This window comes from Pseudomonas sp. MPB26, from assembly GCF_046605355.1.
In the GTDB taxonomy this organism is placed as follows: Bacteria; Pseudomonadota; Gammaproteobacteria; order Pseudomonadales; family Pseudomonadaceae; genus Aquipseudomonas; species Aquipseudomonas cedrina.
In genome coordinates this window covers 693,150-715,651 of the sequence record NZ_CP176793.1, presented here as the reverse complement: position 1 = coordinate 715,651, position 22,502 = coordinate 693,150, and the positions used below count along the sequence as shown (strand labels likewise).

Annotated in this window: 18 protein-coding genes; 5 read left to right on the top strand and 13 right to left on the bottom strand. The window is 61.0% G+C overall.

Annotation, left to right across the window (positions count from 1 at the left end):
- Positions 1 to 24 precede the first annotated feature (24 nt).
- Genes ACLH0H_RS03415 through ACLH0H_RS03405 form a run of 3 tightly spaced genes read left to right on the top strand, consistent with a single transcriptional unit; the run spans position 25 to position 4,305 of the window.
- Complete coding sequence (locus tag ACLH0H_RS03415; protein ID WP_411380972.1) at positions 25 to 1,149, top strand: GNAT family N-acetyltransferase; 1,125 nt, start codon at positions 25 to 27, stop codon at positions 1,147 to 1,149.
- Positions 1,149 to 2,918 (top strand): ATP-binding protein, encoded by a 1,770-nt coding sequence (locus ACLH0H_RS03410; RefSeq protein WP_411380971.1) that lies wholly within the window; start codon positions 1,149 to 1,151, stop codon positions 2,916 to 2,918. Before ACLH0H_RS03415 ends, ACLH0H_RS03410 begins: the two co-directional genes overlap by 1 nt.
- Positions 2,908 to 4,305, top strand: coding sequence for a sigma-54-dependent transcriptional regulator (locus ACLH0H_RS03405; protein ID WP_411380970.1), 1,398 nt, complete (start codon positions 2,908 to 2,910; stop codon positions 4,303 to 4,305). The genes ACLH0H_RS03410 and ACLH0H_RS03405 overlap by 11 nt, the downstream gene beginning before the upstream one ends.
- 132 nt (positions 4,306 to 4,437) lie before the next feature.
- Here ACLH0H_RS03405 and ACLH0H_RS03400 read toward each other — a convergent pair whose 3' ends face one another.
- The 11 genes from ACLH0H_RS03400 to ACLH0H_RS03350 form a co-directional block, all read right to left on the bottom strand.
- Positions 4,438 to 4,776, bottom strand: coding sequence for a GlpM family protein (locus ACLH0H_RS03400; RefSeq protein ID WP_124526125.1), 339 nt, complete (start codon positions 4,774 to 4,776; stop codon positions 4,438 to 4,440).
- The gene (locus ACLH0H_RS03395) at positions 4,776 to 6,125 is read right to left on the bottom strand and encodes a sigma-54-dependent transcriptional regulator (RefSeq protein ID WP_411380969.1); all 1,350 of its coding nucleotides are present in this window, start codon (positions 6,123 to 6,125) and stop codon (positions 4,776 to 4,778) included. The genes ACLH0H_RS03400 and ACLH0H_RS03395 overlap by 1 nt, the downstream gene beginning before the upstream one ends.
- Positions 6,122 to 8,023: an ATP-binding protein gene (locus tag ACLH0H_RS03390; RefSeq protein ID WP_411380968.1), complete on the bottom strand. Its 1,902-nt coding sequence runs from the start codon at positions 8,021 to 8,023 to the stop codon at positions 6,122 to 6,124. Before ACLH0H_RS03390 ends, ACLH0H_RS03395 begins: the two co-directional genes overlap by 4 nt.
- Positions 8,024 to 8,195: 172 nt before the next feature.
- Positions 8,196 to 8,930, bottom strand: a complete 735-nt coding sequence (locus tag ACLH0H_RS03385) for an amino acid ABC transporter ATP-binding protein (protein WP_411380967.1) — start codon at positions 8,928 to 8,930, stop codon at positions 8,196 to 8,198.
- Entirely contained in the window at positions 8,927 to 9,598 is a 672-nt protein-coding gene (locus tag ACLH0H_RS03380; RefSeq protein WP_057021812.1) for an amino acid ABC transporter permease, read from the bottom strand. The genes ACLH0H_RS03385 and ACLH0H_RS03380 overlap by 4 nt, the downstream gene beginning before the upstream one ends.
- Positions 9,598 to 10,344, bottom strand: a complete 747-nt coding sequence (locus ACLH0H_RS03375) for an amino acid ABC transporter permease (protein ID WP_003231445.1) — start codon at positions 10,342 to 10,344, stop codon at positions 9,598 to 9,600. The genes ACLH0H_RS03380 and ACLH0H_RS03375 overlap by 1 nt, the downstream gene beginning before the upstream one ends.
- Before the next feature lie 193 nt (positions 10,345 to 10,537).
- Positions 10,538 to 11,464, bottom strand: coding sequence for a glutamate/aspartate ABC transporter substrate-binding protein (locus tag ACLH0H_RS03370; RefSeq protein WP_411380966.1), 927 nt, complete (start codon positions 11,462 to 11,464; stop codon positions 10,538 to 10,540).
- Between the two features lie 368 nt (positions 11,465 to 11,832).
- A complete protein-coding gene (gene glpD / locus ACLH0H_RS03365; protein WP_411382491.1) occupies positions 11,833 to 13,371 on the bottom strand; it encodes a glycerol-3-phosphate dehydrogenase in 1,539 nt (512 codons plus the stop codon).
- A 249-nt stretch (positions 13,372 to 13,620) separates the two neighbouring features.
- The gene (locus ACLH0H_RS03360) at positions 13,621 to 14,376 is read right to left on the bottom strand and encodes a DeoR/GlpR family transcriptional regulator (RefSeq protein WP_049709759.1); all 756 of its coding nucleotides are present in this window, start codon (positions 14,374 to 14,376) and stop codon (positions 13,621 to 13,623) included.
- Between the two features lie 96 nt (positions 14,377 to 14,472).
- Complete coding sequence (gene glpK, locus ACLH0H_RS03355; protein ID WP_076951401.1) at positions 14,473 to 15,978, bottom strand: glycerol kinase GlpK; 1,506 nt, start codon at positions 15,976 to 15,978, stop codon at positions 14,473 to 14,475.
- Positions 15,979 to 16,055: 77 nt separating this feature from the next.
- Positions 16,056 to 16,913, bottom strand: coding sequence for an MIP/aquaporin family protein (locus ACLH0H_RS03350; RefSeq protein ID WP_076951402.1), 858 nt, complete (start codon positions 16,911 to 16,913; stop codon positions 16,056 to 16,058).
- A 327-nt stretch (positions 16,914 to 17,240) separates the two neighbouring features.
- On the opposite strand from ACLH0H_RS03350, the gene ybaK reads away from it, so the two are divergent.
- Positions 17,241 to 17,711, top strand: a complete 471-nt coding sequence (ybaK, locus tag ACLH0H_RS03345) for a Cys-tRNA(Pro) deacylase (RefSeq protein ID WP_411380965.1) — start codon at positions 17,241 to 17,243, stop codon at positions 17,709 to 17,711.
- A gap of 158 nt (positions 17,712 to 17,869) precedes the next feature.
- On the opposite strand, the gene ACLH0H_RS03340 is transcribed toward ybaK, so the two are convergent.
- Both ACLH0H_RS03340 and argF read right to left on the bottom strand, forming a co-directional pair.
- The gene (locus ACLH0H_RS03340; RefSeq protein WP_411380964.1) at positions 17,870 to 18,979 is read right to left on the bottom strand and encodes an ABC transporter ATP-binding protein; all 1,110 of its coding nucleotides are present in this window, start codon (positions 18,977 to 18,979) and stop codon (positions 17,870 to 17,872) included.
- Entirely contained in the window at positions 18,976 to 19,896 is a 921-nt protein-coding gene (gene argF / locus ACLH0H_RS03335; protein WP_411380963.1) for an ornithine carbamoyltransferase, read from the bottom strand. The genes ACLH0H_RS03340 and argF overlap by 4 nt, the downstream gene beginning before the upstream one ends.
- 431 nt (positions 19,897 to 20,327) lie before the next feature.
- Here argF and ACLH0H_RS03330 point away from each other — a divergent pair, with 431 nt between their 5' ends.
- The gene (locus ACLH0H_RS03330) at positions 20,328 to 22,436 is read left to right on the top strand and encodes a molybdopterin oxidoreductase family protein (RefSeq protein WP_411380962.1); all 2,109 of its coding nucleotides are present in this window, start codon (positions 20,328 to 20,330) and stop codon (positions 22,434 to 22,436) included.
- The last annotated feature ends 66 nt before the right edge of the window (positions 22,437 to 22,502 follow it).

Below are 22,502 nucleotides of genomic sequence, written 5' to 3'. Positions count from 1 at the left end.
TCGCCAAAGGCTAAGGAAAACTCTTTGATCACTACCCAAGCCTTCCCGACCATCCGGGCCATCCAGCGCAGCGCCTGGAACGACTGTTTCCCGGGTGCCCTGGAAGACTGGGACTATTACGTCGCCGTGGAAAACGCCGCCTTCGCTGATTTCCAGTGGCGCTACCTGGCGGTCTACAAGGATGGAACGCTGGTGGCGGTGGCCGCCGCGTTCATCACCCATTATCGCCTCGACACCACGGTGTCGGGCGCAGGCAAGCGCTTGACCGAGGGTGTCGAACGGCTGTGGCCGGGGTTGCTGCAACTTGGCTTATACGCGCTCGGTTCCCCGGTGGCCGAACGTTGCGATGCCGGCTTCGCCAGTGGCGTGTCACAGACACTGCGTCCGCAGTTACTCAAGCACTTGCTGGAAGCCGCTCGCCGAGATGCCGATGACTTTGGTATCGGCCTGCTGGCGGTCAAGGACGCGCCAAGCAAAGACCCGCATTGGCGCCAGAGTTGCCGGGCGGCGGGCTTGCAAAGCATGCCGAGCTTGCCCACGGGCGTGCTGCCGCTGCCTTTTGGCTCGGTAGACGCCTACCTGGGCTCGCTGGGCAAATCCACCCGCAAGGACCTGCGCCGCAAACTGCGTGCGCCGGGGCCGCGGGTGGAGTGGCGGCGCACGATCGACGATGTGCTGCCCGAGGTCATGCGCCTGTACGAAGCCACGCTGGCACGTGCCGAATTGCAGTTCGAGCGGCTGCCCGCCGGTTACTTCACCGGTGTGCTCGAACGCCTCGATGAGCGCGCGGTCTGTGTGCTCTACTGGGTGGGCGAGCGGTTGGTGGCGTTCAATCTGGTGCTGGTCGACGAGCATCGGCTGGTGGACAAGTTTTTCGGGCATGACGTCGAATTCAGCCGCGACTACAACCTCTACTTTCGCAGTTGGCTGACCAACGTCGACTACTGTATCCAACACAATATCGCGCGGTATGAGTGCGGACAGGCCGGGTATGCCAGTAAGCTGCGCCTGGGTTGCGAGTTCCAGGGCAATAGTGTGTTTTTCCGCCACCGCAACCGGCTGGTCAACGGCCTGCTCATGCTTGTAAAACCTTTTATTCGACCGGATCGTTCCGACCCTGCCATGGCTGCTGCGATAAGCGAAACCTGATGATCACCAAGACCCGCCAGAAAGCCCGCCCCTTTGCCATTTCGCGCTGGAGCGTCCAGCGCAAGCTGGTGCTGGCGTTCTGGTTGGTCAGCGTGATCCCCACCATGATCGCCGCGGAACTGGCCGCCACCACGCTGTCGCAGATCTTCGACAGCAACGTGCGGATCTGGCTGCAGGAGTCGACCAAGATCGTCAAGGATGAGATCGGCGACATCCTTCACGACAACGCGCGCATGGCCAAACTGTTCCTGCGCTACACCAGCCCGCCTTCGAGCCGGCAGGCCGCGAGACACGACCGGCTCACCGCCGACATTGCCGACGCCACCGATATCGACGTGGTGGCGCTGATCCGCCTCAGTGACCACAAGCTAGTGTTCAGCACCGCCGCCGATGACATCGTCAAGCAGATCAGCCTGGCCAAGAACACGGTGTTGCAGACGGTGCAGGTGGGCGGCGCGTCCACCGGCATTGTGGTCTCGACCTTCGAAACCAGCCAGGACGGCGTCGATTATCTGCTGCTGGTGGGGACTTACCTGGACAGCAGTTTCCTCACCAGCGTGGCCGATGTGCATTCCCTGGACCTGCGCCTGTACCTGGCCAACCCCGACGGGTTCTCCGAGATATTCTCGACGCAGCGCTTCGAGGATCACCCCTCGCGCATCCCCAAGAACGTCGAAACCGCGATGCGCAGCACCAAGCAGCCCAGCGAGCAGTTCACCAACAACTACAGCGGTTTGTACTGGCCGATCTTCAACGATGCGGGCGAGCTGCAAGGCGTGATTTTCAGCGGCCTGCTGCGCCACACCAGCCTGGTAGGGCTGGTGAACCAGAGCAATCTGTTCGTGCTGATCTTCCTGCTCAGCTCGGCGCTGTCGCTGGCGGCGGGGGTTTTGGTGTCGCGGCGCCTGACCCAGCCGCTGCGGGATCTTTCCCAGGGCGTCGGCGCGGTAATTTCCGGCGATTACGCGCACCGCGTGGTGGTCAGCGGTGGCGACGAGCTGGCGCAATTGAGCAGCACTTTCAACCATATGACCGAGCGCCTGGGCGAGTTGCATCAGCTTGAAGCTCAGTTGCGCAGGCGTGATCGCCTGCACGCCCTGGGTGAAGTCGCCATGGGCCTGGCCCATGAAATCCGTAACCCGCTGGGGATCATCAAGACGGCGACCCAACTGCTGCACCGCCGGGCCGATCTGGCGGACACCGACAAGCGTCATCTTGAATACGTGATCAGTGAAGTCAGCCGCATCAACGACCTGATCACCGAATTCCTCGACTTCGCCAAGCCCAACCCGCCGTTGCGCATAGTGCTGCCTGCGCGCGCCCTGGTGGAAGAAATCCTCGGCTTCTGCGGCCCGGAACTGGCCTCCCATAACATTGATGCGCATATCGATGACCAAGCACCGGGCGCGACCCTTTATGCGGATGCCAAGCAGCTCAGGCAGGCGTGCCTCAATCTGATTCTCAACGCCATCGACGCGATGCCCGAAGGCGGGCGCCTGACGCTGGGCATCCGCACGGCGGGCGAGCATACGGTGATCAGCATTGCCGACACCGGCCAGGGCATACCTGCCGAAATGATCGAGCGTATCTTCACACCCTTCGTCACGACCAAGGCTTCCGGCACCGGCCTGGGCCTGGCCAAAGTCTATTCGATCATGGAAAGTCACGACGCCAGCATCGAATGCGCCAGTGAGAAAGATGCCGGCGCCACGTTCAGCCTGTACATTCCGGCGATAGGCGAAGACGACGAGGACAGTCATGACGCATAACATTCTGGTCGTCGACGACGAACCCAAGCTCTGCGACCTGCTGGCGTCGGCCCTGGGCCAGAACGACGTGCAGGTGTTTATCGCCGGCAATGGTCTGCATGCGCTCAAGGTGCTGGAAGGGGAAGACATCGACCTGGTGATCAGTGACTGGCGCATGCCGGGCATGGACGGGCCGGCGCTGCTGGCCGAGATCAAGCTGCGCTACCCCCATGTGCCGGTGATCGTGATGACCGCCTACAGCACGGTGAAAAACGCCGTGCAGTCGATGCGCAACGGTGCCTACGACTACATCGCCAAGCCGTTCGACATCGACGAACTGGACATCACCGTGGCCAAGGCCCTGCAGTTTCGCGACATCATGCGCGACAACGCACGCCTGCGTGCCGAGCTGGATGAACATGCGCAATTCGACAGCCTGGTCGGCGACAGCCCGGCGTTTCGCAAAGTGCTGCAAGCGGTGGACTCGGTGCGCGACAGCAGCGCCACCATCCTGCTGACCGGCGAAAGCGGCACCGGCAAGGAAATGGTCGCCCGCGCCATCCACAAGCACGGCAGCCGTGCCGACAAGCCGTTCGTGGCGGTCAACTGCGCGGCCATCCCCGAAGGGTTGCTGGAGAGCGAAATGTTCGGCCATCGCAAAGGCGCGTTTACCGGCGCCGTGGCCGACCGGGTAGGGCGCTTCCAGCAGGCCGACAAGGGCACGTTGTTTCTCGATGAAGTGGGCGATATGCCGCTGGCCCTGCAAGCCAAGATTCTGCGCGCGTTGCAGGAACGTGTGATCGAACCGGTGGGCGACCCGCGCGAGCGCAAGGTGGATGTGCGGGTGATCGCGGCCACCAACAAGAATCTATTGGAGGCGGTGGCCAACAAGGAATTTCGCGAAGACCTGTATTACCGCCTCAATGTGTTCCCGATCCCGCTGCCGGCGTTGCGTGAACGCGTGGAAGACATCGCGCCCCTGGCCCGGCACTTCGCCCACACGCTGAGCGCCACCGCCGGCAAACGCATTACCGGGTTCAGTGCCGAAGCGTTGCAGGCCATGGCGGCGTATCACTGGCCGGGCAATATCCGTGAGCTGCAAAATTGCGTGGAGCGCGCGACCATCGTGGCGGCTTCGCCGGTCATTGAGGATATCGACTTGCCGGGTTACCTGTTCGCATCGAAGCCGAGCGACGGCGGCGTGACTGCAATCCTCAGCGACGGGCCGGGCATTCCGCGGGATCTGGATGCGGCGCTGGCGGAGGTGGAGAAGGCTTATATTCTGGCGGCGCTTCAGGAGAGCAATGGGGTGCAGGCTGCGGCGGCGGCGAAGATCGGGATTTCCGAGCGCAGTTTTTGGTATCGCCTGAAAAAGCTGGGCATCCAGGTCGACAAGATTGTCCGCTGACCTCTCTGGCAGACGCAGATCCAAATGTGGGAGCGGGCTTGCTCGCGAATGCGGTGTATCAGTCACTGGGATATTGACTGAGCCACCGCATTCGCGAGCAAGCCCGCTCCCACATTTTTTGATCGAGTTGTGTCAGGTGTGGACGCGTACCCAGATGCTTACCAGCACGGTCGCAGCCATCAACCAGGCTACCGCTGCCACGGCTAACGACGCCTCCAACCGCAGCCGATCCACCACCACATACAACGTCGCCAGATACACGAAATACGGAATGATCGACCACATCCCGAATAATATTGTGGTCTTCAGATCCTCCACCGAACGGCCCTTGCCGACGATGTAGTGGGCGATCAACGCAAAGGTCGGAAACAGCGGTACCAACCCCGCGATGTAATAGTTTTTGGTCTTGGCCAGCGCCGCCAGAATCAATACCACGGCGGCGCCCAGGGCGGCCTTCAAGAAAAGATCCATCAATGACTCAGCCCGTATTTTTTGACTTTGTCGAACAAGGTGGTCTTGGCCATCCCCAGTTCCTGGCTGGCCTGGGTCAGGTTGCCGCCGCTGCGTTGCAGGGCGTCGTTGAGCAGGTTGCGTTCGAAGGCCTCCACCGCCTCTGTGAAGGCCAGGCCGTGGTTGCCGCTGCTGGCGCCGCTTTTCTTGAAGGCGGGCAGGCCAAGGGCGAAGCGTTCGGCAACGTTGCGCAGTTCACGCACGTTGCCCGGCCAGTCGTGGCTCATCAGGCTCGACAGGGTCTGGTTGTCCAGCTCCGGCACCGCGCGGTCGAAGCGCAGGGACGACTGCTGCAGGAAGTGTTCGAACAATTGCAGGATGTCTTCGCGTCGCTCGCGCAGGGGCGGCAGTTCCAGGGTCACCACATTGAGGCGGTAGTACAGGTCGCTGCGAAACTGGCTGGCGCGGCTCAGTTCGTCGAGGTCGGACTTGGTGGCGGCGATCACGCGGCAATCCACCGCCACGCTCTGGTTCGAGCCCAGGCGTTCCAGGGTGCGCTCCTGCAAGACGCGCAGCAATTTGATCTGCAGGTTGATTGGCATGCTTTCCACTTCATCGAGAAACAGCGTGCCTTGGTGGGCATGCTCGATCTTGCCGATGCGACGCTTGCCGGCGCCGGTGAAGGCGTTGGCTTCGTGGCCGAAAATCTCGCTTTCGAACAGGTTCTCCGGCAGGCCACCGCAGTTCAGCGCGACGAACTGGTGGGCATGGCGCCGGCTGAAATCATGCAGGCAGCGCGCAACCAGTTCTTTGCCGGTGCCGGTCTCGCCTTCGATCAATACGTTGGCCGAGGTGTCGGCGACGTTGGCGATCAACTCGCGCAGGTTCTGCATGGCTGGCGAGCGGCCGATGATGCGGCCTTCCAGGGAATCGCGCTCGGCCAGTTGGCGGCGCAGCGACCAGACTTCCCGCGCCAGCCCGCGCTGCTCCAGTGCGCGGCGCGCGACGTCCACCAGGCGCTCGGGGGAGAAGGGTTTTTCCATGAAATCGTAGGCGCCATTGCGCATCGCGCCGACCGCCATGGAGATATCGCCATGCCCGGTGATCAGCACCACCGGCAGGCTTTTGTCCAGAACCTTGAGGCGCGTGAGCAGTTCCAGGCCGTCGATGCCCGGCAGGCGAATGTCGCTGATCACAATGCCGGCGAAGTTCTCGCCGATGCGCTGCAACGCCTCTTCGGCACTGCCCACGCCGACGCTGGGAATATCTTCCAGGGCCAGGGCTTGTTGGCAACCGAGCAACACGTGGGGGTCGTCTTCGACGATCAGTACGGTGAGGTCGTCTTTAAGGGCAGTAGCGTCTGTATTCATGTCGACTCAGCTTTTTGAACGCCCGCCAAGGGCAGGCATAGGACAAAGGCCGTTCCGCCACTGGCCGGGTGTTCCACGGCGAGGTTGCCGCCGGTGGCCGCCGCCAGGCTGGCGGATAGGGTAAGGCCCAGGCCCAGGCCTTGCTCGCCGGGTTTGGTGGTGAAGAACGGTTCGAACAAATGTTTGCGCGCCTCGGGGTCGATGCCGTGACCATTGTCGCGCACCTGCAGGCGGTATTTGCCGTCGGCGCTGCTGCCGTCCAGCCACAGCTCGGGTGCCGGCTGGGCTTGCATGGCGTCAAGGGCATTGCCGATCAGGTTAACCAGGATCTGCTCCAGGCGCGTCTGGTCGATTTGCAGCTGGGCCTGGGCAAAGTCGCGGTGCAGGGTCAGCGGCAGGCTGTCCAGGCGTGCGCCGAGTACCTGGAACGCGGCGTCCACAGCCTTGGCAAGGCTGGCTTCGCCCTGGTCGTCGCCGCGCCTTGCAAAGGAGCGCAGGCTGGCGGTGATGCGGCCCATGCGGTCGATCAGTTCGTTGATGGTCTTGAGGTTGGCGCTGGCGGTGTCCAGCGCGCCGCGCTCCAGAAAGCGCACGGTGTTGCCGGACAAAGTGCGCAGTGCCGCCAGCGGCTGGTTCAGTTCGTGGGCGATGCTGGTGGACATCTGGCCGATGGCGGCCAACTTACCGGCCTGCACCAGTTCATCCTGGGCGCGGCGCAGGGTTTCTTCGGCCTGGCGCCGCTCGCGGATCTGGCCTTTGAGCCTTTCGTTGCTGGCGCGCAGGTCGGCGGTGCGTTCGGCGATCCGTCGCTCCAGCTGGCTATTGGCTTCCTGCAGGGCTTCCCGTGCAGCAAGGCGGGTGGCGATGACCTTGCGCCGTTCGTTCCAGGCAATCAGCAAAAACGCGACCAGGCCGAACGCGACCGCCACCAGGATGCCCTGGTTGATGGCGGCGCGGCGCAGGTCGTTGAGCGGGGTGAGCAGGGTGAAATTCCACGGTGTGTCGTTGAGCGGGCGGGTTTGCGCCAGGTAACTGACGGCGTGTTCATCATTGACCACTTCACTGTTGGCCGGGAAGGTCAGTTTCTCGGTGCCTTCGTTGAGGCGTTCGCGGGCCAGGGGCTCCAGCGCGTTCAGCGTCGCCCAGTAATATTGCAGGCTGTGGGCCAGGCGGTCCTTGGTTTCATCGCTCAGCGGGCGCACGGCCTTGAGACGGCGGGCCGGGTCGCTGGAGAGGATGATGATGCCGTTCTCGTCGCTGACGAAGGCTTCGAGGCGCGCCCGCTGCCAGCGTTCTTCCAGGGCTTCGAGGCGCACTTTGACCACGGCGACACCGATGATCTTGCCGTGTTCTTCCAGGCCGTGGGCGAGGTAGTAGCCGGGTTCGCCATTGGTGCTGCCGATGCCATAGAAACGTCCGGGCTGGCCGCGCACGGCGTTCTGGAAGTAGGCGCGAAAGGACAGGTCTTCGCCTTGGTAACTGTCGGCATCGCGCCAGTTACTGGTGGCGAGTACGCGGCCAGTGGTGTCCATCACGTAGATGGCGCGGCTGCGACTGCGTCGGTTGAGGCCTTCAAGGTAATCGTTGACGGTTTTGCGGGTTTCCTGGTTGGGATCGGCCAACAGCGTGGATACGCTGGATTCCAGTTCCAGCAGGCTGGGCAGGTAAGTGTATTTGCTCAGTTCACTTTCGACGGTGCGGGCGTGCAGCTCCAGCTGGCGTTCGCCCGTGTCGCTGAGGGTGCGAATGCCGTAGTACTCGCTGATCCAGAAGCCGATGTAACCCAGGCCGATCATCAGGGCGATGATCAACGGTGGCAGGAACAGTTGGCGAATCAGGCGTGGTTTCACGGCAAGTGATGGCGGTGCGGCGCGAAATTGGTTGGGGTCGCATTTCATCACAGATGCCTTGGGTCAGCTACCGCTCGCCTGCCTGCACGGTCCAATGTGGGAGCGGGCTTGCTCGCGAATGCAATCTGTCAGTTGATACTTCAGTGACTGACAAACCGCATTCGCGAGCAAGCCCGCTCCCACATTGGATCCGGTTTCTACAGTGGAAGCGCTGTAGTACTTAGTGCTGCAGGATTTTCTCAAGGAAGTGCTGCGCGCGTTCGGAGCGGGCGCTGATGTCGCCGAAGAATTCTTCTTTGGGGCAGTCTTCGATGATCTTGCCGGCGTCCATGAAGATCACGCGGTCGGCCACTTTGCGGGCAAAGCCCATTTCGTGGGTCACGCACATCATGGTCATGCCTTCCTGGGCCAGTTGCACCATCACGTCCAATACTTCGTTGACCATTTCCGGGTCCAGCGCCGAGGTCGGTTCGTCGAACAGCATGACGATCGGGTCCATGGCCAGGGCGCGGGCAATCGCCACACGTTGTTGCTGGCCGCCGGAGAGCTGGCCCGGGTGCTTGTGGGCGTGCGCCGACAGGCCCACGCGCTCAAGCAACTGCAGGCCTTTCTGGGTGGCTTCTTCCTTGCTGCGGCCGAGCACCTTGATCTGCGCGATGGTCAGGTTTTCGGTGATGGTCAGGTGCGGGAACAGTTCGAAGTGCTGGAACACCATGCCTACGCGTGAACGCAGTTGCGGCAGGTTGGTCTTGGGGTCGGCAATCGAGGTGCCGTCCACGATAACGTCGCCCTTCTGGAACGGTTCCAGTGCGTTGACGCATTTGATCAGGGTGGATTTGCCCGAGCCGGACGGCCCGCACACCACGATCACTTCGCCTTTTTTAACCTCGGTGCTGCAATCGGTCAGCACCTGGAAGTCGCCATACCACTTGTTGATGTTCTTGATAGAGATCATACGGCAAACCTTTTTTGCAGACGCTTGACCAGCAGCGAGGCGGAAAAGCTGATGATGAAGTAGACGACACCGGCGAAGATCAGGAACTCATTGGAGCGGCCGATGATGTCGCCGTTGGAGCGGGCGGAGTTGAGGAAGTCCACCAGGCCCACGGTGTAGACCAGCGAGGTGTCCTGGAACAGGATGATCGACTGTTGCAGCAGCAACGGGGTCATCTTGCGGAACGCCTGGGGCAGGATGATCAGGCGCATGGTCTGGCCGTAGGTCATGCCCATGGCCTGCGCCGCCGCCATCTGGCCCTTGGGGATCGACTGCACGCCGGCCCGCACGATTTCGCAGAAGTACGCGGCTTCGAACATCATGAAGGCCACGACGCAGGAGGTGAACGCACCGATCGGGGTATCTTCGCCTGTGATCCAGCGCAGCACGAACGGTACCGCCAGGTAGAACCAGGTGATCACCAGCAGCAGCGGGATCGAGCGGAAATAGTTCACATAGGCGCCGGCCACGCGTGACAGCAGTTTGCTGGACGACAGGCGCATCAGGGCGAGGATCGTGCCCAGGATGATGCCGCCGACCACGCCCATGACCATCAACTGCAAGGTCATGACCATGCCGTTCCACAGGCCCGGGATGGCGGGGATGATGCCGCTGAAATCGAATTCCATTATTTACCCCCCACGGAGATCAGGCCGGGCACCGCGACTTTCTTCTCGACCACGCGCATCAGCAGCATCAGGCTCATGTTCAGGGTGAAGTAGATCAGCGTGGCCAGGGTGAAGGCCTCAAACAGGTTGGCCGAGAACTCGGCGGTCTGCTTGGTTTGCGCCAGCAACTCCATCAGGCCGATCAAGGACGCCACTGAGGAGTTCTTGAAGACGTTGAGGAATTCCGAGGTGAGCGGCGGAATGATGATCCGGTAGGCCTGGGGCAGCAGCACGTTCCAGTAGATCTGCGGCAGCTTGAAACCCATGGCCCGCGCGGCGGATTCCTGGCCGCGTGGCAGCGCCTGGATGCCGGTACGCACTTGTTCGCACACACGGGCGGCGGTGAACAGGCCCAGGCACACGACAACGCTCAGGTAGGCGGACGTCGTCGGGTTCAGGTCCTGTTTGTACCAGTCCTGCAGGCCCTGGGGCAGCAGGTCGGGTATCAGGAAGTACCAGATGAACAGCTGAACCAGCAGCGGCACATTGCGAAACAGTTCGACGTAGCAGGTCGCGATGCCCGCTACGAGGCGGTTCGGCACCGTGCGCATGACGCCCAAGATGGACCCCAGCAGCAAGGCGATAATCCACGCCACGACAGCGATGGCGATAGTCCAGCCCAAACCGGCGATGTACCAGTCGAGATACGTCTCGCTGCCAACGCCCGTGGACTTGAAGAATACGCCCCAGTCCCAGTTGTAATTCATTAGGGTCTCCCCCGAAATCGATCGATGTACAAGCACCCGCTTGGGGAAAGTCCATTCCCGCCCGGCGATGAACGCCAGGCACACGCGATCGGCTCGAAAACCGCCAGGTCGAGTGTTCCAAAGTAAAACCAGCAGGTAGTAACAGACGCCTGAGGGAAGTTTGGCTCCCTCAGGCGATAAGCTTAGTCAGGTATCAGATTTTTACGTCAGGCGCTGGTTTGTCGCTTGGGTTGGCGATCAGCTCCTTCACCTTTTCACTCATCGGGAAGTTCAGGTTCAGGCCTTTTGGCGGGATCGGGCTTTCGAACCATTTGGCGTAGATCTTGTTGATCTCGCCGGATTTGTACAGACCGACGATGGCGTTATCCACGGCTTTCTTGAAGTCCGGATCGCCTTTGCGAACCATGCACGCGTAGGCTTCGAAGGACTGCGGCGTACCGGTGATGACCCAGTCGTCCGGCTTCTTGGCCTTGGCTTCTTCACCAGCGAGCAGGGCGTCGTCCATCATGAAGGCAACCGCGCGGCCGCTTTCGAGCATCTGGAAGGATTCGCCGTGGTCTTTGGCGGAGATGACGTTCATGCCCATCTGCTTGTCGGCGTTCATCGCCTTGAGGATGCGCTCGGACGTGGTGCCAGCGGTGGTCACGACGTTTTTGCCTTTCAGGTCGGCGAAGTCGGCGTACGACGGCTTGCCTTCCTTGTCTTTCTTGACCAGCAGACGGGTGCCGATTTCGAAGATGTTGGTGGTGAAGTCGACTTGCTGGGCGCGTTCGGCGTTGTTGGTGGTTGAGCCGCACTCAAGGTCCGCGGTGCCGTTCTGGATCAGCGGAATACGGGTTTGCGACGTGACCAGGTTGTACTTGGTCTTCAGGTCGGGTTTGTTCAGGTCTTTTTTCAGGGCTTCAACGACAGCCAGCTGAATGTCGTGGGAGTAGCCCACGGGTTTGCCCGAACCATCCGCGATGTAGGAAAACGGAATGGAGCTGTCGCGGTGAGCGAGAGTGATGGTGCCGGAGTCGTTGATCTTCTTCAGGGTGCCGGTGAGTTCAGCGGCGAACACTGGAGTGCTGATCAGAGCGGCAGCGATAGCTGCGCCCAGAATATGGGGAACGATGCGCATCAATACTTCCTCGACATTTGTTTTTTTTATGAAGCCAGCTAAACGGCTCTCTTGTACAGCGAATGCCCGTGACGGCTCCTGAGGCGTCCCAGGCATCGTCCAAGAGTGTAGAGCATGAGTCGTGCCATACCAGCAGTAAAAGATTAACTGCATGATTTAATTGGTGATTAACCTTTATATGACGAATTATTTTAGAACCTTTGATCCGGCAAACCGAATAGGCCGTTGTGTGGCGTTCGGAAAACCGAATGGGCCTGTAGGAGCGAGCTTGCTCGCGAAAAACGCAAAAACGCCGCGTTCATGCTGAATAAACGCGGCGTTCTCAGGTTTTTCGCGAGCAAGCTCGCACCTACAGGATTACGGGTGTGTCAGGCAGCTTCGATCTTGCTGCGGTTCTGCTCGACCTTGGACAGGTAACGTTGCACGTTTTCCTGCTCCTGCGCGGTCGTGAACAGGCCGAGCTTGGTCCGGCGCCACAGCACGTCCTGAGCTTGGGTCGCCCACTCTTCGGCGCAAAGGTAGTCGACCTCGCGGGTGTATAAACCACCACCCAGATGCTCGCCCAGGTCGGCCAGCGATTGCACGCCTTCGAGCAGGCGCCAGGTGCGGCTGCCGTAGGTAGTAGACCAACGGCGGGCGATCTCACCCGGCACCCAGTCGAATTTGCTGCGAATGGCTTCGGCCAGTGCCTCTGGTGTCGTCATGTCTTCGCCGCCCGGCAGGCTGGCCTTGGCGGTCCAGCTCGGGCGCATCTGGGTGAAGTACGGCGCCAGTTGCGCCATCGCCGATTCGGCAAGCTTGCGGTACGTGGTCAACTTGCCGCCGAACACCGACAGGATCGGCGCCTCGCCCGTGCCGCCCGACAAGGCCAGGGTGTAGTCGCGGGTGATGGCCGACGGGTTGTCCGACTCGTCATTGCACAACGGGCGCACACCGGAGTAGGTGTGGACGATGTCGTCGCGACTCACTTGTTTCTTGAAATGCGCATTGACCACTTTGAGCATGTAGTCGGTTTCACCTTCGGTGATCGCAACTGCAGCCGGGTCGCCGCTGTACTCGCGGTCGGTGGTGCCGATGATGGTCAAGTGGTTCAGGTACGGAATGGTGAAAACGATGCGCTGGTCTTCGTTCTGCAGGATGTGCGCATGCGCACCTTCATAAAGTTTGGGCACGATCAGGTGGCTGCCCTGGATCAGGCGGATGCCGTACGGCGAGTCCAGCTTCAGGTCGTCCTTGATGAATTTGGCGACCCACGGGCCTGCGGCGTTTACCAGCGCACGGGCACGGATCGAGAACAGGCTGCCATCGGCGCGTTCCATGTTCATTTCCCACAGGCCTTTGCTGCGGTGGGCACTGACGCAACGGGTCTGGGTGTGGATGTGTGCGTCTTTTTCGCGGGCGGCCATGGCGTTCAGTACCACAAGGCGGGCGTCATCGACCCAGCAGTCGGAATATTCGAAGCCTTTGGTGATTTCGCTTTTCAACGGGCTGTCCGGGCCGAACTTGAGGCTTTTCGAACCGGCCAGCTTTTCGCGCTTGCCCAGGTTGTCATACAGGAACAGGCCGGCGCGGATCATCCACGCCGGACGCAGGTGCGGGCGGTGCGGCAGGACGAAGCGCATCTGCTTGACGATGTGCGGCGCCTTGGCCAGCAATACTTCACGTTCAGCCAGCGCTTCACGCACCAGGCGGAATTCGTAATGTTCAAGGTAACGCAGGCCGCCGTGGATCAGCTTGCTGCTGGCGGAAGACGTGTGGCTGGCCAGGTCGTCCTTTTCGCAAAGGAATACCGACAAACCGCGCCCGGCTGCGTCTGCTGCAATCCCGACGCCGTTGATCCCGCCACCGATTACGGCAACGTCATAGACTTCGGCAAGCGGTGGAGCAGGCAAGGTAGAAGGGTTCATCGGCTGGCCTCTCATCTTTTCGTATTGGAATTCGAACATTAATGTTCATTTGCGAAAATGGTAGCTGATAAACGCGGGCACAGCCAGTCGACTTCGATTGAAAAAACTCATCGAAGGGCGGGGAAAGAAAAATTTGTGAACTGATAGTTCCCACGCTCCGCGTGGGAATTCAGCCTATGACGCTCTGCGTCACAGCGGACGCGGAGCGTCCTGCGATGCATTCCCACGCGGAGCGTGGGAACGAGGGGGTTAGACGACTTCCAGCCGAACCTTATGCTCATTCAACAACTGCACCAAAGCTGGCACCGGCTGCTGATCGGTCACCAGGCAGTCCACCAGGCTGATCGGCCCGAGGCGAATCATGGCATTGCGCCCGAACTTGCTGGAGTCCGCCGCCAGGATCACCTTGCGCGCATTGGCAATGATCGCCTGGGAAACCCGCACTTCCTGGTAGTCAAAGTCCAGCAGGCTGCCGTCCTCGTCGATCCCGCTGATACCCACCAGGGCAAAATCGACCTTGAACTGGTTGATGAAGTCGACACTCGCCTGGCCCACCACACCGCCGTCGCGTCGCACATTACCGCCTGTGAGCAGCACGTCGAAGTCGTCCTTGGCGCTGAGCATGGTCGCCACGTTGAGGTTGTTGGTGATGATTTTCAGGTGATTGTGATTGAGCAACGCACGCGCGATGGATTCGGTGGTGGTGCCGATATTGATGAACAGCGAGGCGTGATCGGGGATCTGTGCGGCGATGGCTTCGCCGATGCGCTGTTTTTCGTCGCGCATCTGGTCGGCACGCATGGCGTACGCGGTGTTTTCGACACTGGAGTCATAGGCCGCGCCGCCGTGGTAGCGGCGCAGCAGATTGGCGTCCGCCAACTGGTTGATATCGCGGCGGATGGTTTGCGGGGTGACAACGAACAGCTGCGCCATTTCCTCGATACTGACATAGCCGCGTTCGCGGACCAGCTCGAGGATTTGTTGTTGGCGGGGAGGCAGATTCATGGGGCGTCCTTTGGGCTGCCATAAAAAAGTGGCCCATGATGACGCAGGAATCCGCTCCCTGCCAGTTACAACCCCATATGGGTTGCGACGCCTGGCTTATTCAGCACCTTCGTGGGGCTCCCAGTCACGGGTACGGCTCACCGCTTTTTGCCAGCCGGCGTAGAGTTTCTCTTTGGCGACCTCGTCCAACTGCGGTTCGAATTCGCGCTCGATCACCGCCTTGCCGCGCAATTCGTCCAGGCTGCTCCAGAAACCGCAGGCCAGGCCCGCCAGGTACGCCGCGCCCAATGCCGTGGTTTCGCGCATTTGCGGGCGCTCGACCTGTGTGCCGAGGATATCGGCCTGGAATTGCATCAGGAAGTTGTTGGCCACCGCGCCGCCGTCCACACGCAGCGACTTGAGGCGTTCGCCCGAGTCCTGTTGCATGGCGTCGAGCACGTCGCGAGTCTGGTAGGCAATCGACTCCAGGGCTGCACGAATGATGTGGTCCACGCGTACGCCACGGGTCAGGCCGAACAGCGCGCCACGGGCATACGGGTCCCAGTACGGCGCGCCCAGGCCGGTGAAGGCCGGGACCAGATAGACGCCGTTGCTGTCCTTGACCTTGCCGGCGAAGTATTCGGTGTCGTGGGCGTCATTGATGATTTTCAGCTCATCACGCAACCATTGCACGGTGGAACCGCCGTTGAATACGGCGCCTTCCAGGGCGTAGGCCACTTCGCCACGCGGGCCGCAGGCAATGGTGGTGAGCATGCCGTGCTTGGATTTCACCGCCTTGTCGCCAGTGTTCATCAACAGGAAGCAGCCGGTGCCGTAGGTGTTTTTTGCCTGGCCGGCTTCGACGCACATCTGGCCGAACAGCGCAGCCTGTTGGTCACCGGCGATACCGCCGATGGCAATGCCGCTCTTGGTGCGGCCGTAGATTTCCGAAGAAGACTTCACTTCGGGCAGCATTTCGCGCGGCACGTCGAGGATCTCCAGCATCTTCGCGTCCCACTCCAGGGTGTGGATGTTGAAGAGCATGGTGCGCGACGCGTTGGTGTAGTCGGTGACGTGGGTCTTGCCGCCGGTAAATTTCCAGATCAGCCAGCTGTCGATGGTGCCGAACAGCAGCTCGCCGTTGCGCGCACGCTCGCGGCTGCCTTCGACGTGATCGAGGATCCACTTGAGCTTGGTCCCGGAAAAGTACGGGTCGGTCACCAGGCCAGTGCTGTCGTTGATGTATTGCTCGTGGCCGTCGCGCTTGAGCTGCTGGCAGATCTCGGTGCTGCGTCGGCATTGCCAGACGATCGCATTGTAGATCGGGCGGCCCGTGACCTTGTCCCAGACCACGGTGGTTTCGCGCTGGTTGGTAATGCCGATGGCGGCAACCTGGTCATGGTGCAGGCCGGCTTGGGCCAGTGCCTCGACCATCACTGCGCTCTGGGTGGCAAAGATTTCCATCGGATCATGCTCGACCCAGCCGGCTTGCGGGTAATGCTGGGTGAATTCACGCTGGGCGGTGCAGACCACGTTGGCGTCACGGTCAAAGATGATCGCGCGCGAACTGGTGGTGCCCTGGTCAAGGGCAATGATGTAGTTCTTATTCTGAAGGTCGGTCATGTCGATTGCCTTGCATGAAAATAAGGAAGTCAGAAATCAGCCTGGGCCGCGAAGGGCAGGGGACCAGGCTGGCGTTTTCAGGAAATACGCGTCTTGCCGTTGACAGCCGTGTCAGGTGTTTCTTCAGCTATAGCAGGTGCGGCGCTCGGCAGATGGCGGGCAATCAACCCACGATAGGCCGCAGCACCCAGGCATGCGCCGACGATCGGCGCGAAAATCGGTACCAGGAAGTAGGGAATATCGCGGCCACCGGTAAAGGCCATTTCACCCCAACCCGCGAAAAAGGTCATCAGCTTGGGGCCGAAATCCCGCGCCGGGTTCATCGCAAAGCCGGTCAGCGGGCCCATGGCGCTGCCGATCACCGCGATCAGCAGGCCGATCAGCAGCGGGGCCAGCGGGCCGCGTGGCAGGCCATTGTTGTCATCGGTGAGGGCCATGATCACACCCATCAGGATCGCGGTGATGACCATTTCCACCAGGAACGCCTGGGCGGTGCTCAGCAGCGCATGGGGGTAGGTGGAGAACACCGACGCCAGCTCCAGGCTTGCCTGGGAGCCGCGCACCATATGGTGGGTTTGTTCGTAATCGAAAAAAAGATTGCTGTAGAGCGTGTAGACCAGCGCGGCGGAGCAGAAGGCGCCGGCGATCTGGGCGAGGATATAGAAGGGCAGTTTGCGCTTGTCGAAGTCGGCGAAAAGACACAGGGCGATGCTGACGGCCGGGTTGAGGTGAGCCCCGGAAATGCCGGCGCTCAGGTAGATGGCCATGCTGACGCCGACGCCCCAGATGATACTGATCTCCCACAAGCCAAAGCTGGCACCCGCGACCTTGAGCGCAGCTACGCATCCTGTACCGAAGAAGATCAGTAGCGCAGTCCCCAGGAACTCGGCCATGCATTGGCTCGAAAGTGAAGGCTGTTGAAGAGCAGTTGTCATGGAAAACCTCAGTTGTTGTTCTTGTCTGGCGCACGGCCTCAACGGGCTGTTGCGCGATTTTCACCCTGGCAAGGATCCCCATCCCGGACACGGCTTACTGCTGGAACGCTGCAGGTCTATTCCTACAGTATTCGGAAACGAAAAAATATAGACAAGAATGACGGCTGTCAAAGGTCGAAAGTGAACTGTTGGTCATTTTACAACTATTGGTCTCGTGAATGATCACATTTGCCATGCTGCGCCTGCACCTTGAAAGTGGGCGAACTAGAGCGTTTTACGTGGGCTTGGCCTAGAATTGGCCATCTGTTTGCCACGCCCGGAGACGTCATGACCCCTGCATTGGACCTGTTGAAAAAAGTTCGCGCCGAACATCGCATCCACAGTTACGAACATGACCCGAAGGCAGCGTCATACGGGCTGGAGGCTGCGGAAAAGTTGGCGCTCGACCCGGCGCAGGTATTCAAGACCTTGCTGGCCAGCAGTGAGAAAGGCGAATTGTTGGTGGCGGTGGTGCCGGTCGTCGGAAGTCTGGATTTGAAGGCTCTGGCACAGGCTGCGGGGGTGAAAAAAGTCGAGATGGCCGACCCGGCGGCGGCGCAGCGCTCGACCGGCTACCTGCTGGGCGGCATCAGCCCGTTGGGGCAGAAGAAGCGCCTGCGCACGTTTATCGATGTGACGGCGCAGCCGTTTGCGACAATTTTTGTGAGTGCGGGGAGGAGGGGGTTGGAAGTTGAGTTGTCGGCGGCGGTGCTAGCTGAGCACACGCAGGCTAAATTTGCACCGATTGGCCGCGGCTGACATCACTTTCGAAAACTATGAAGATCCAATGTGGGAGCGGCGGTGCGACGATTCGACTTGCTCGCGAAAGCGGAGTGTCAGTCACGAAATTATTGACTGATCCACCACTTTCGCGAGCAAGCCCGCTCCCACATTTTTGCCCCGGTTTCGTCAGTTCTTCAGTGAGCGGGACTGTAACGCCGCACGCCTGATTCGACCTGCGGGATTTGCGCCGCCATGCTGCCCGACGCCTGGAACAACACCAGATGTTCCGCTGCAACCCGAATCCCCACCTGCGCCCCGACCTGATGGTCTGCATGGCTGGGGAAAATCGACTCCAATTGCGCGCCCGTCGGCAATTGCAGGCGGTACAGGGTCGACGCACCGAGGAATGTCTTGCCGACAATCCGTGCTGTCAACGTGCTGTCCGGCGCGTAGACGATGTCGTCCGGGCGCAGCAGCACGTCCACAGCGCCACCCGTCGGCCAGGTATAGGCGCGGTTGCCGCGCAGCTCACCCAGTTCGGTGCTGACCGCTTCAGGCGAACTCAATTGCCCGCGGATGAAGTAGCCCTGGCCGATAAAGCTGGCGACGTAAGGCGTCTGCGGTTCGTGATAGAGGTTGTAGGGCGTGTCCCACTGTTCAAGCCGGCCCTCCTTGAAAACACCGACCTGGTCGCTGACTGCGAAGGCTTCTTCCTGGTCATGGGTCACCAGGATCGCGCTGGTGCCCCGTGCCTTGAGGATATCGCGTACTTCGTGGCTGAGCTTGCGGCGCAACTCGCCGTCCAGGTTGGAGAACGGTTCATCCAGCAGCAACAGCGCAGGCTCGGGCGCCAAGGCGCGGGCGAGGGCGACGCGTTGTTGCTGGCCGCCGGAGAGTTCATGGGGGAAGCGTTTGCCCAGGTTCTTCAGGTTCACCAGCTCCAGCAATTCTGCGACCACACGCTCTTTTTGCGGGTGCTTGCGAATGCCGAACGCGATGTTGTCGGCCACGCTCAAATGCGGAAACAGCGCATAGTCCTGGAACACCATGCCTATGCGGCGTTTCTCGGGTGCCAGGGTGAATCCGGCACTGGAGATCACTTCACCGGCCAGGCTTATTTCCCCTTCGTGCACCGGTTCGAACCCGGCAATTGCCCGGAGTGTGGTGGTCTTGCCGCAGCCGGAAGAGCCGAGCAGGCAGCCAATGTCGCCGGCATTGAGGTGCAGGTTGAGGTTCTGCACCACTCGCTGGTCTTGATAGCCGCATGCCAGGTTGCGCAGGTTCAGCAGTAGTGGCTGGCTCATGCGTGGTGGTACGACGGTGGCACGAGGAATTCGAGCAGCGCTTTCTGCGCGTGCAGGCGGTTTTCAGCCTGATCCCACGCGACCGAACGTGGGTCGTCCAGCAGGTCGAGGCTGATTTCTTCGCCGCGGTGCGCCGGCAGGCAATGCATGAACAACACATCCGGGGCGGCCAGGTCGAGCAGCGCGCGATTCACCTGATAGGGCGCGAACCGGGCCAGGCGCGTGGCGGTCTCCTCTTCCTGGCCCATGGAGGTCCAGACGTCGGTGCTCACCAGGTGCGCGCCGACCACTGCGTCTTTCGGATCGCGCAGCAGTTGCACGCGGCCGTCCGCCTTGGCCAGGAATTCGGGATTGGGTTCGAAGCCTTCCGGGCAGGCGATGCGCAAATGGAAGTCGAACTGGATCGCCGCTTCTATATAGCTGTTGCACATGTTGTTACCGTCGCCGATCCAGGCCACGGTCTTGCCCTGAATCGAACCACGGTGCTCAAGAAAGGTTTGCATATCGGCCAGCAACTGGCAGGGGTGCAGGTCATCGGATAGGCCGTTGATCACCGGTACCCGGGAATTGGCGGAAAATTCGGTCACGGTGCTGTGGGCGAAGGTTCTGATCATCACCGCATCGAGCATGCTCGACATCACCTTGGCGCTGTCGGCGATCGGTTCACCGCGGCCCAGCTGGGTGTCGCGCGAGGACAGGAAGATGGCTTGGCCACCCAGCTGGATCATGCCGGCCTCGAAAGACACGCGGGTGCGGGTCGAGGACTTCTCGAAAATCATCCCGAGCACGCGGTTTTTCAAAGGCTCGAACAGTACGCCGCGGTTACGCAGGTCTTTAAGCTCAATGCCTCGACGGATAACGCTGACCAGCTCTTCGGGCGTGCAATCCATCAGGGAGAGAAAGTGCCTTGCGCTCATCATTAACTACCTTTTGCAACAGACCGCAGATACTCAAAGCCTTGTTTATTGTGACAACGGGCGAGACCTGCGGCGAAAGCCGCACGGGGCGACGAAATAGGGGAAGGCGCGATCTTATAATTAAATGTCGCGTCTTACCAATAGGGCTACGGCTTTTAGGGTGTTCAAGCAGGGCGCCGGAGCGCGTTTGAAGACGATTTCCAGACAGCAGCGGGCCATTTGTACACTGGCGCTGAGACCTTTTGCAATCCGTCGGGGCCGCTGCAAGCCAGGCTGTGTCGGTTTTGCAGGGTATAAGTGAGTTTCTGAAACATTTACTCACGCTTGGCCATGGCCTGGCCTGATGCCGGTCGATTCACGGCGCGAACGTTGGTGGCGCCGTGGGTGGCCGCGGCCCATAGTGGGACCAAAGCCCAATAAAGAGACTGGCCATGACCAAGACTCTCCACCACCGTGCCTGCCATCTGTGTGAAGCCATCTGCGGCCTGACCCTGGAAACCACCAGAGCCGAAGACGGCAGCCTGGCGATTACCTCGATCAAGGGCGACGCTCTGGACAGTTTCAGCCGAGGGCACATCTGCCCCAAGGCCGTCGCGCTGCAGGACATTCAGAACGATCCCGACCGCCTGCATCAGCCGATGTTGCGGGTTGGCAATCAATGGCAACCCATCGCGTGGGACGAGGCCTTTGCGTTGGTGGCCGAACGGCTGGCGGGTATCCAGGCACGCCATGGGCAAAATGCGGTGGCGGTGTACCAGGGCAACCCGAGCGTGCACAACTACGGGTTGATGACCCACAGCAATTACTTCCTGGGTTTGCTCAAGACGCGCAATCGCTTTTCCGCGACCTCGGTAGACCAATTGCCTCACCATCTCACCAGCCACCTGATGTACGGCCATGGCCTGCTGCTGCCAATCCCGGACATCGACCACACCGACTTCATGCTGATCCTGGGCGGTAACCCGCTGGCATCCAATGGCAGCATCATGACCGTGCCCGATGTGGAGAAGCGCCTCAAGGCGATCCAGGCCCGCGGCGGTAAGGTGGTGGTGGTCGACCCACGGCGCAGCGAGACCGCGGCGATGGCCGACCAGCACCTGTTCGTGCGCCCTGGCGGTGATGCGGCCCTGTTGTTCGGCGTGCTCAACACGTTATTCACGGAGAACCTGACCCGCGAAAGCCACCTGCCGGTTGAAGGCCTGGATGATGTCCGCCGTGCCATCGCCGGATTCACCGCCGAGGCCATGAGTCGCCAGTGTGCGGTGCCTGCCGAGCAAATCCGCCAGTTGGCGCGGGACTTCGCTGCTGCCGACACGGCGGTGTGTTACGGCCGCATGGGCGTATCGACCCAGGCGTTCGGCACGCTGTGCCATTGGCTGGTGCAATTGATCAACCTGGTGAGCGGTAATCTGGACCGCGTTGGCGGTGCGCTGTGCACCACGCCGGCCGTGGACTTGGTGGCGTCGACCGGCGGTGGGCATTTCAATCGCTGGCAGAGCAGGGTTTCCGGGCGCCCGGAGTACGGCGGGGAGTTGCCGGTGTCGGCTCTGGCTGAGGAGATGCTCACCGGGGGCGAAGGGCAAATCCGCGCGTTAGTCACGGTAGCGGGCAATCCGGTGTTGTCGACACCTAATGGCCGGCAACTGGAACAAGCCCTGGATGGCCTGGAGTTCATGGTCAGCATCGATCTCTATATCAACGAGACGACGCGGTATGCCGACCTTATCCTGCCGTCCACCTCAGCGCTGGAAAACGATCACTACGACACCACCTTCAATATGTTCGCGGTGCGGAACGTCACCCGGTTCAATCGGGCGATATTGCCCAAGCCCGAGGGAGCGCTGCATGACTGGGAGATCTTCGTCGGCCTGGCCACTGCGTTTGCAGCGCAGACCGGTGTTGCGCTCAAGCCGACCATGCCCCCGGCGCAGATGATTGATTTCGGACTGCGTGCGGGTACCTACGGTGATGCATCCAGTCATAAACTCTCGGTGGCGAAGTTGGCAGACCACCCTCACGGCCTGGACCTGGGGCCGCTGCGGCCCAACCTGGCGGCGCGTTTGAAAACCGCTGATGGCAAGGTGCAAGCGGCGCCGGCGGTGATCCTCGCCGATCTGGTACGTTTTGCGGCGCAGCCGGTGCCGATGGCCGATGAACTGCTGCTGATCGGACGTCGCCATGTGCGCAGCAATAATTCGTGGATGCATAACTATCACCGACTGGTGAAGGGCAAGCCACGGCATCAATTGCTGATGCATCCCGATGATCTGGCTAGCCGCCAGTTGAGCGATGGCCAGCGCGTGCGTGTCAGTTCGCGCATCGGCATGATCGAGGTAGAGGTGGTCGCCAGCCTGGAGATGATGCCTGGCGTCGTCAGCCTGCCCCATGGTTGGGGCCATGGCCGCCCAGGCGTGCGCATGACGATCGCCAGCGAGCAGCCAGGCGCCAGTGCCAACGACCTGACCGACGAGCGGCAATTGGACGAGTTGTCGGGCAACGCCGCATTGAACGGTGTTCCCGTGCAGGTAGCAGCCGCCTGAGCACCCGGCTGGAATTTTGCGTTACAATGCGCCACCGTGCCGACCTGTGAGTCGCAAAGTTCCAGC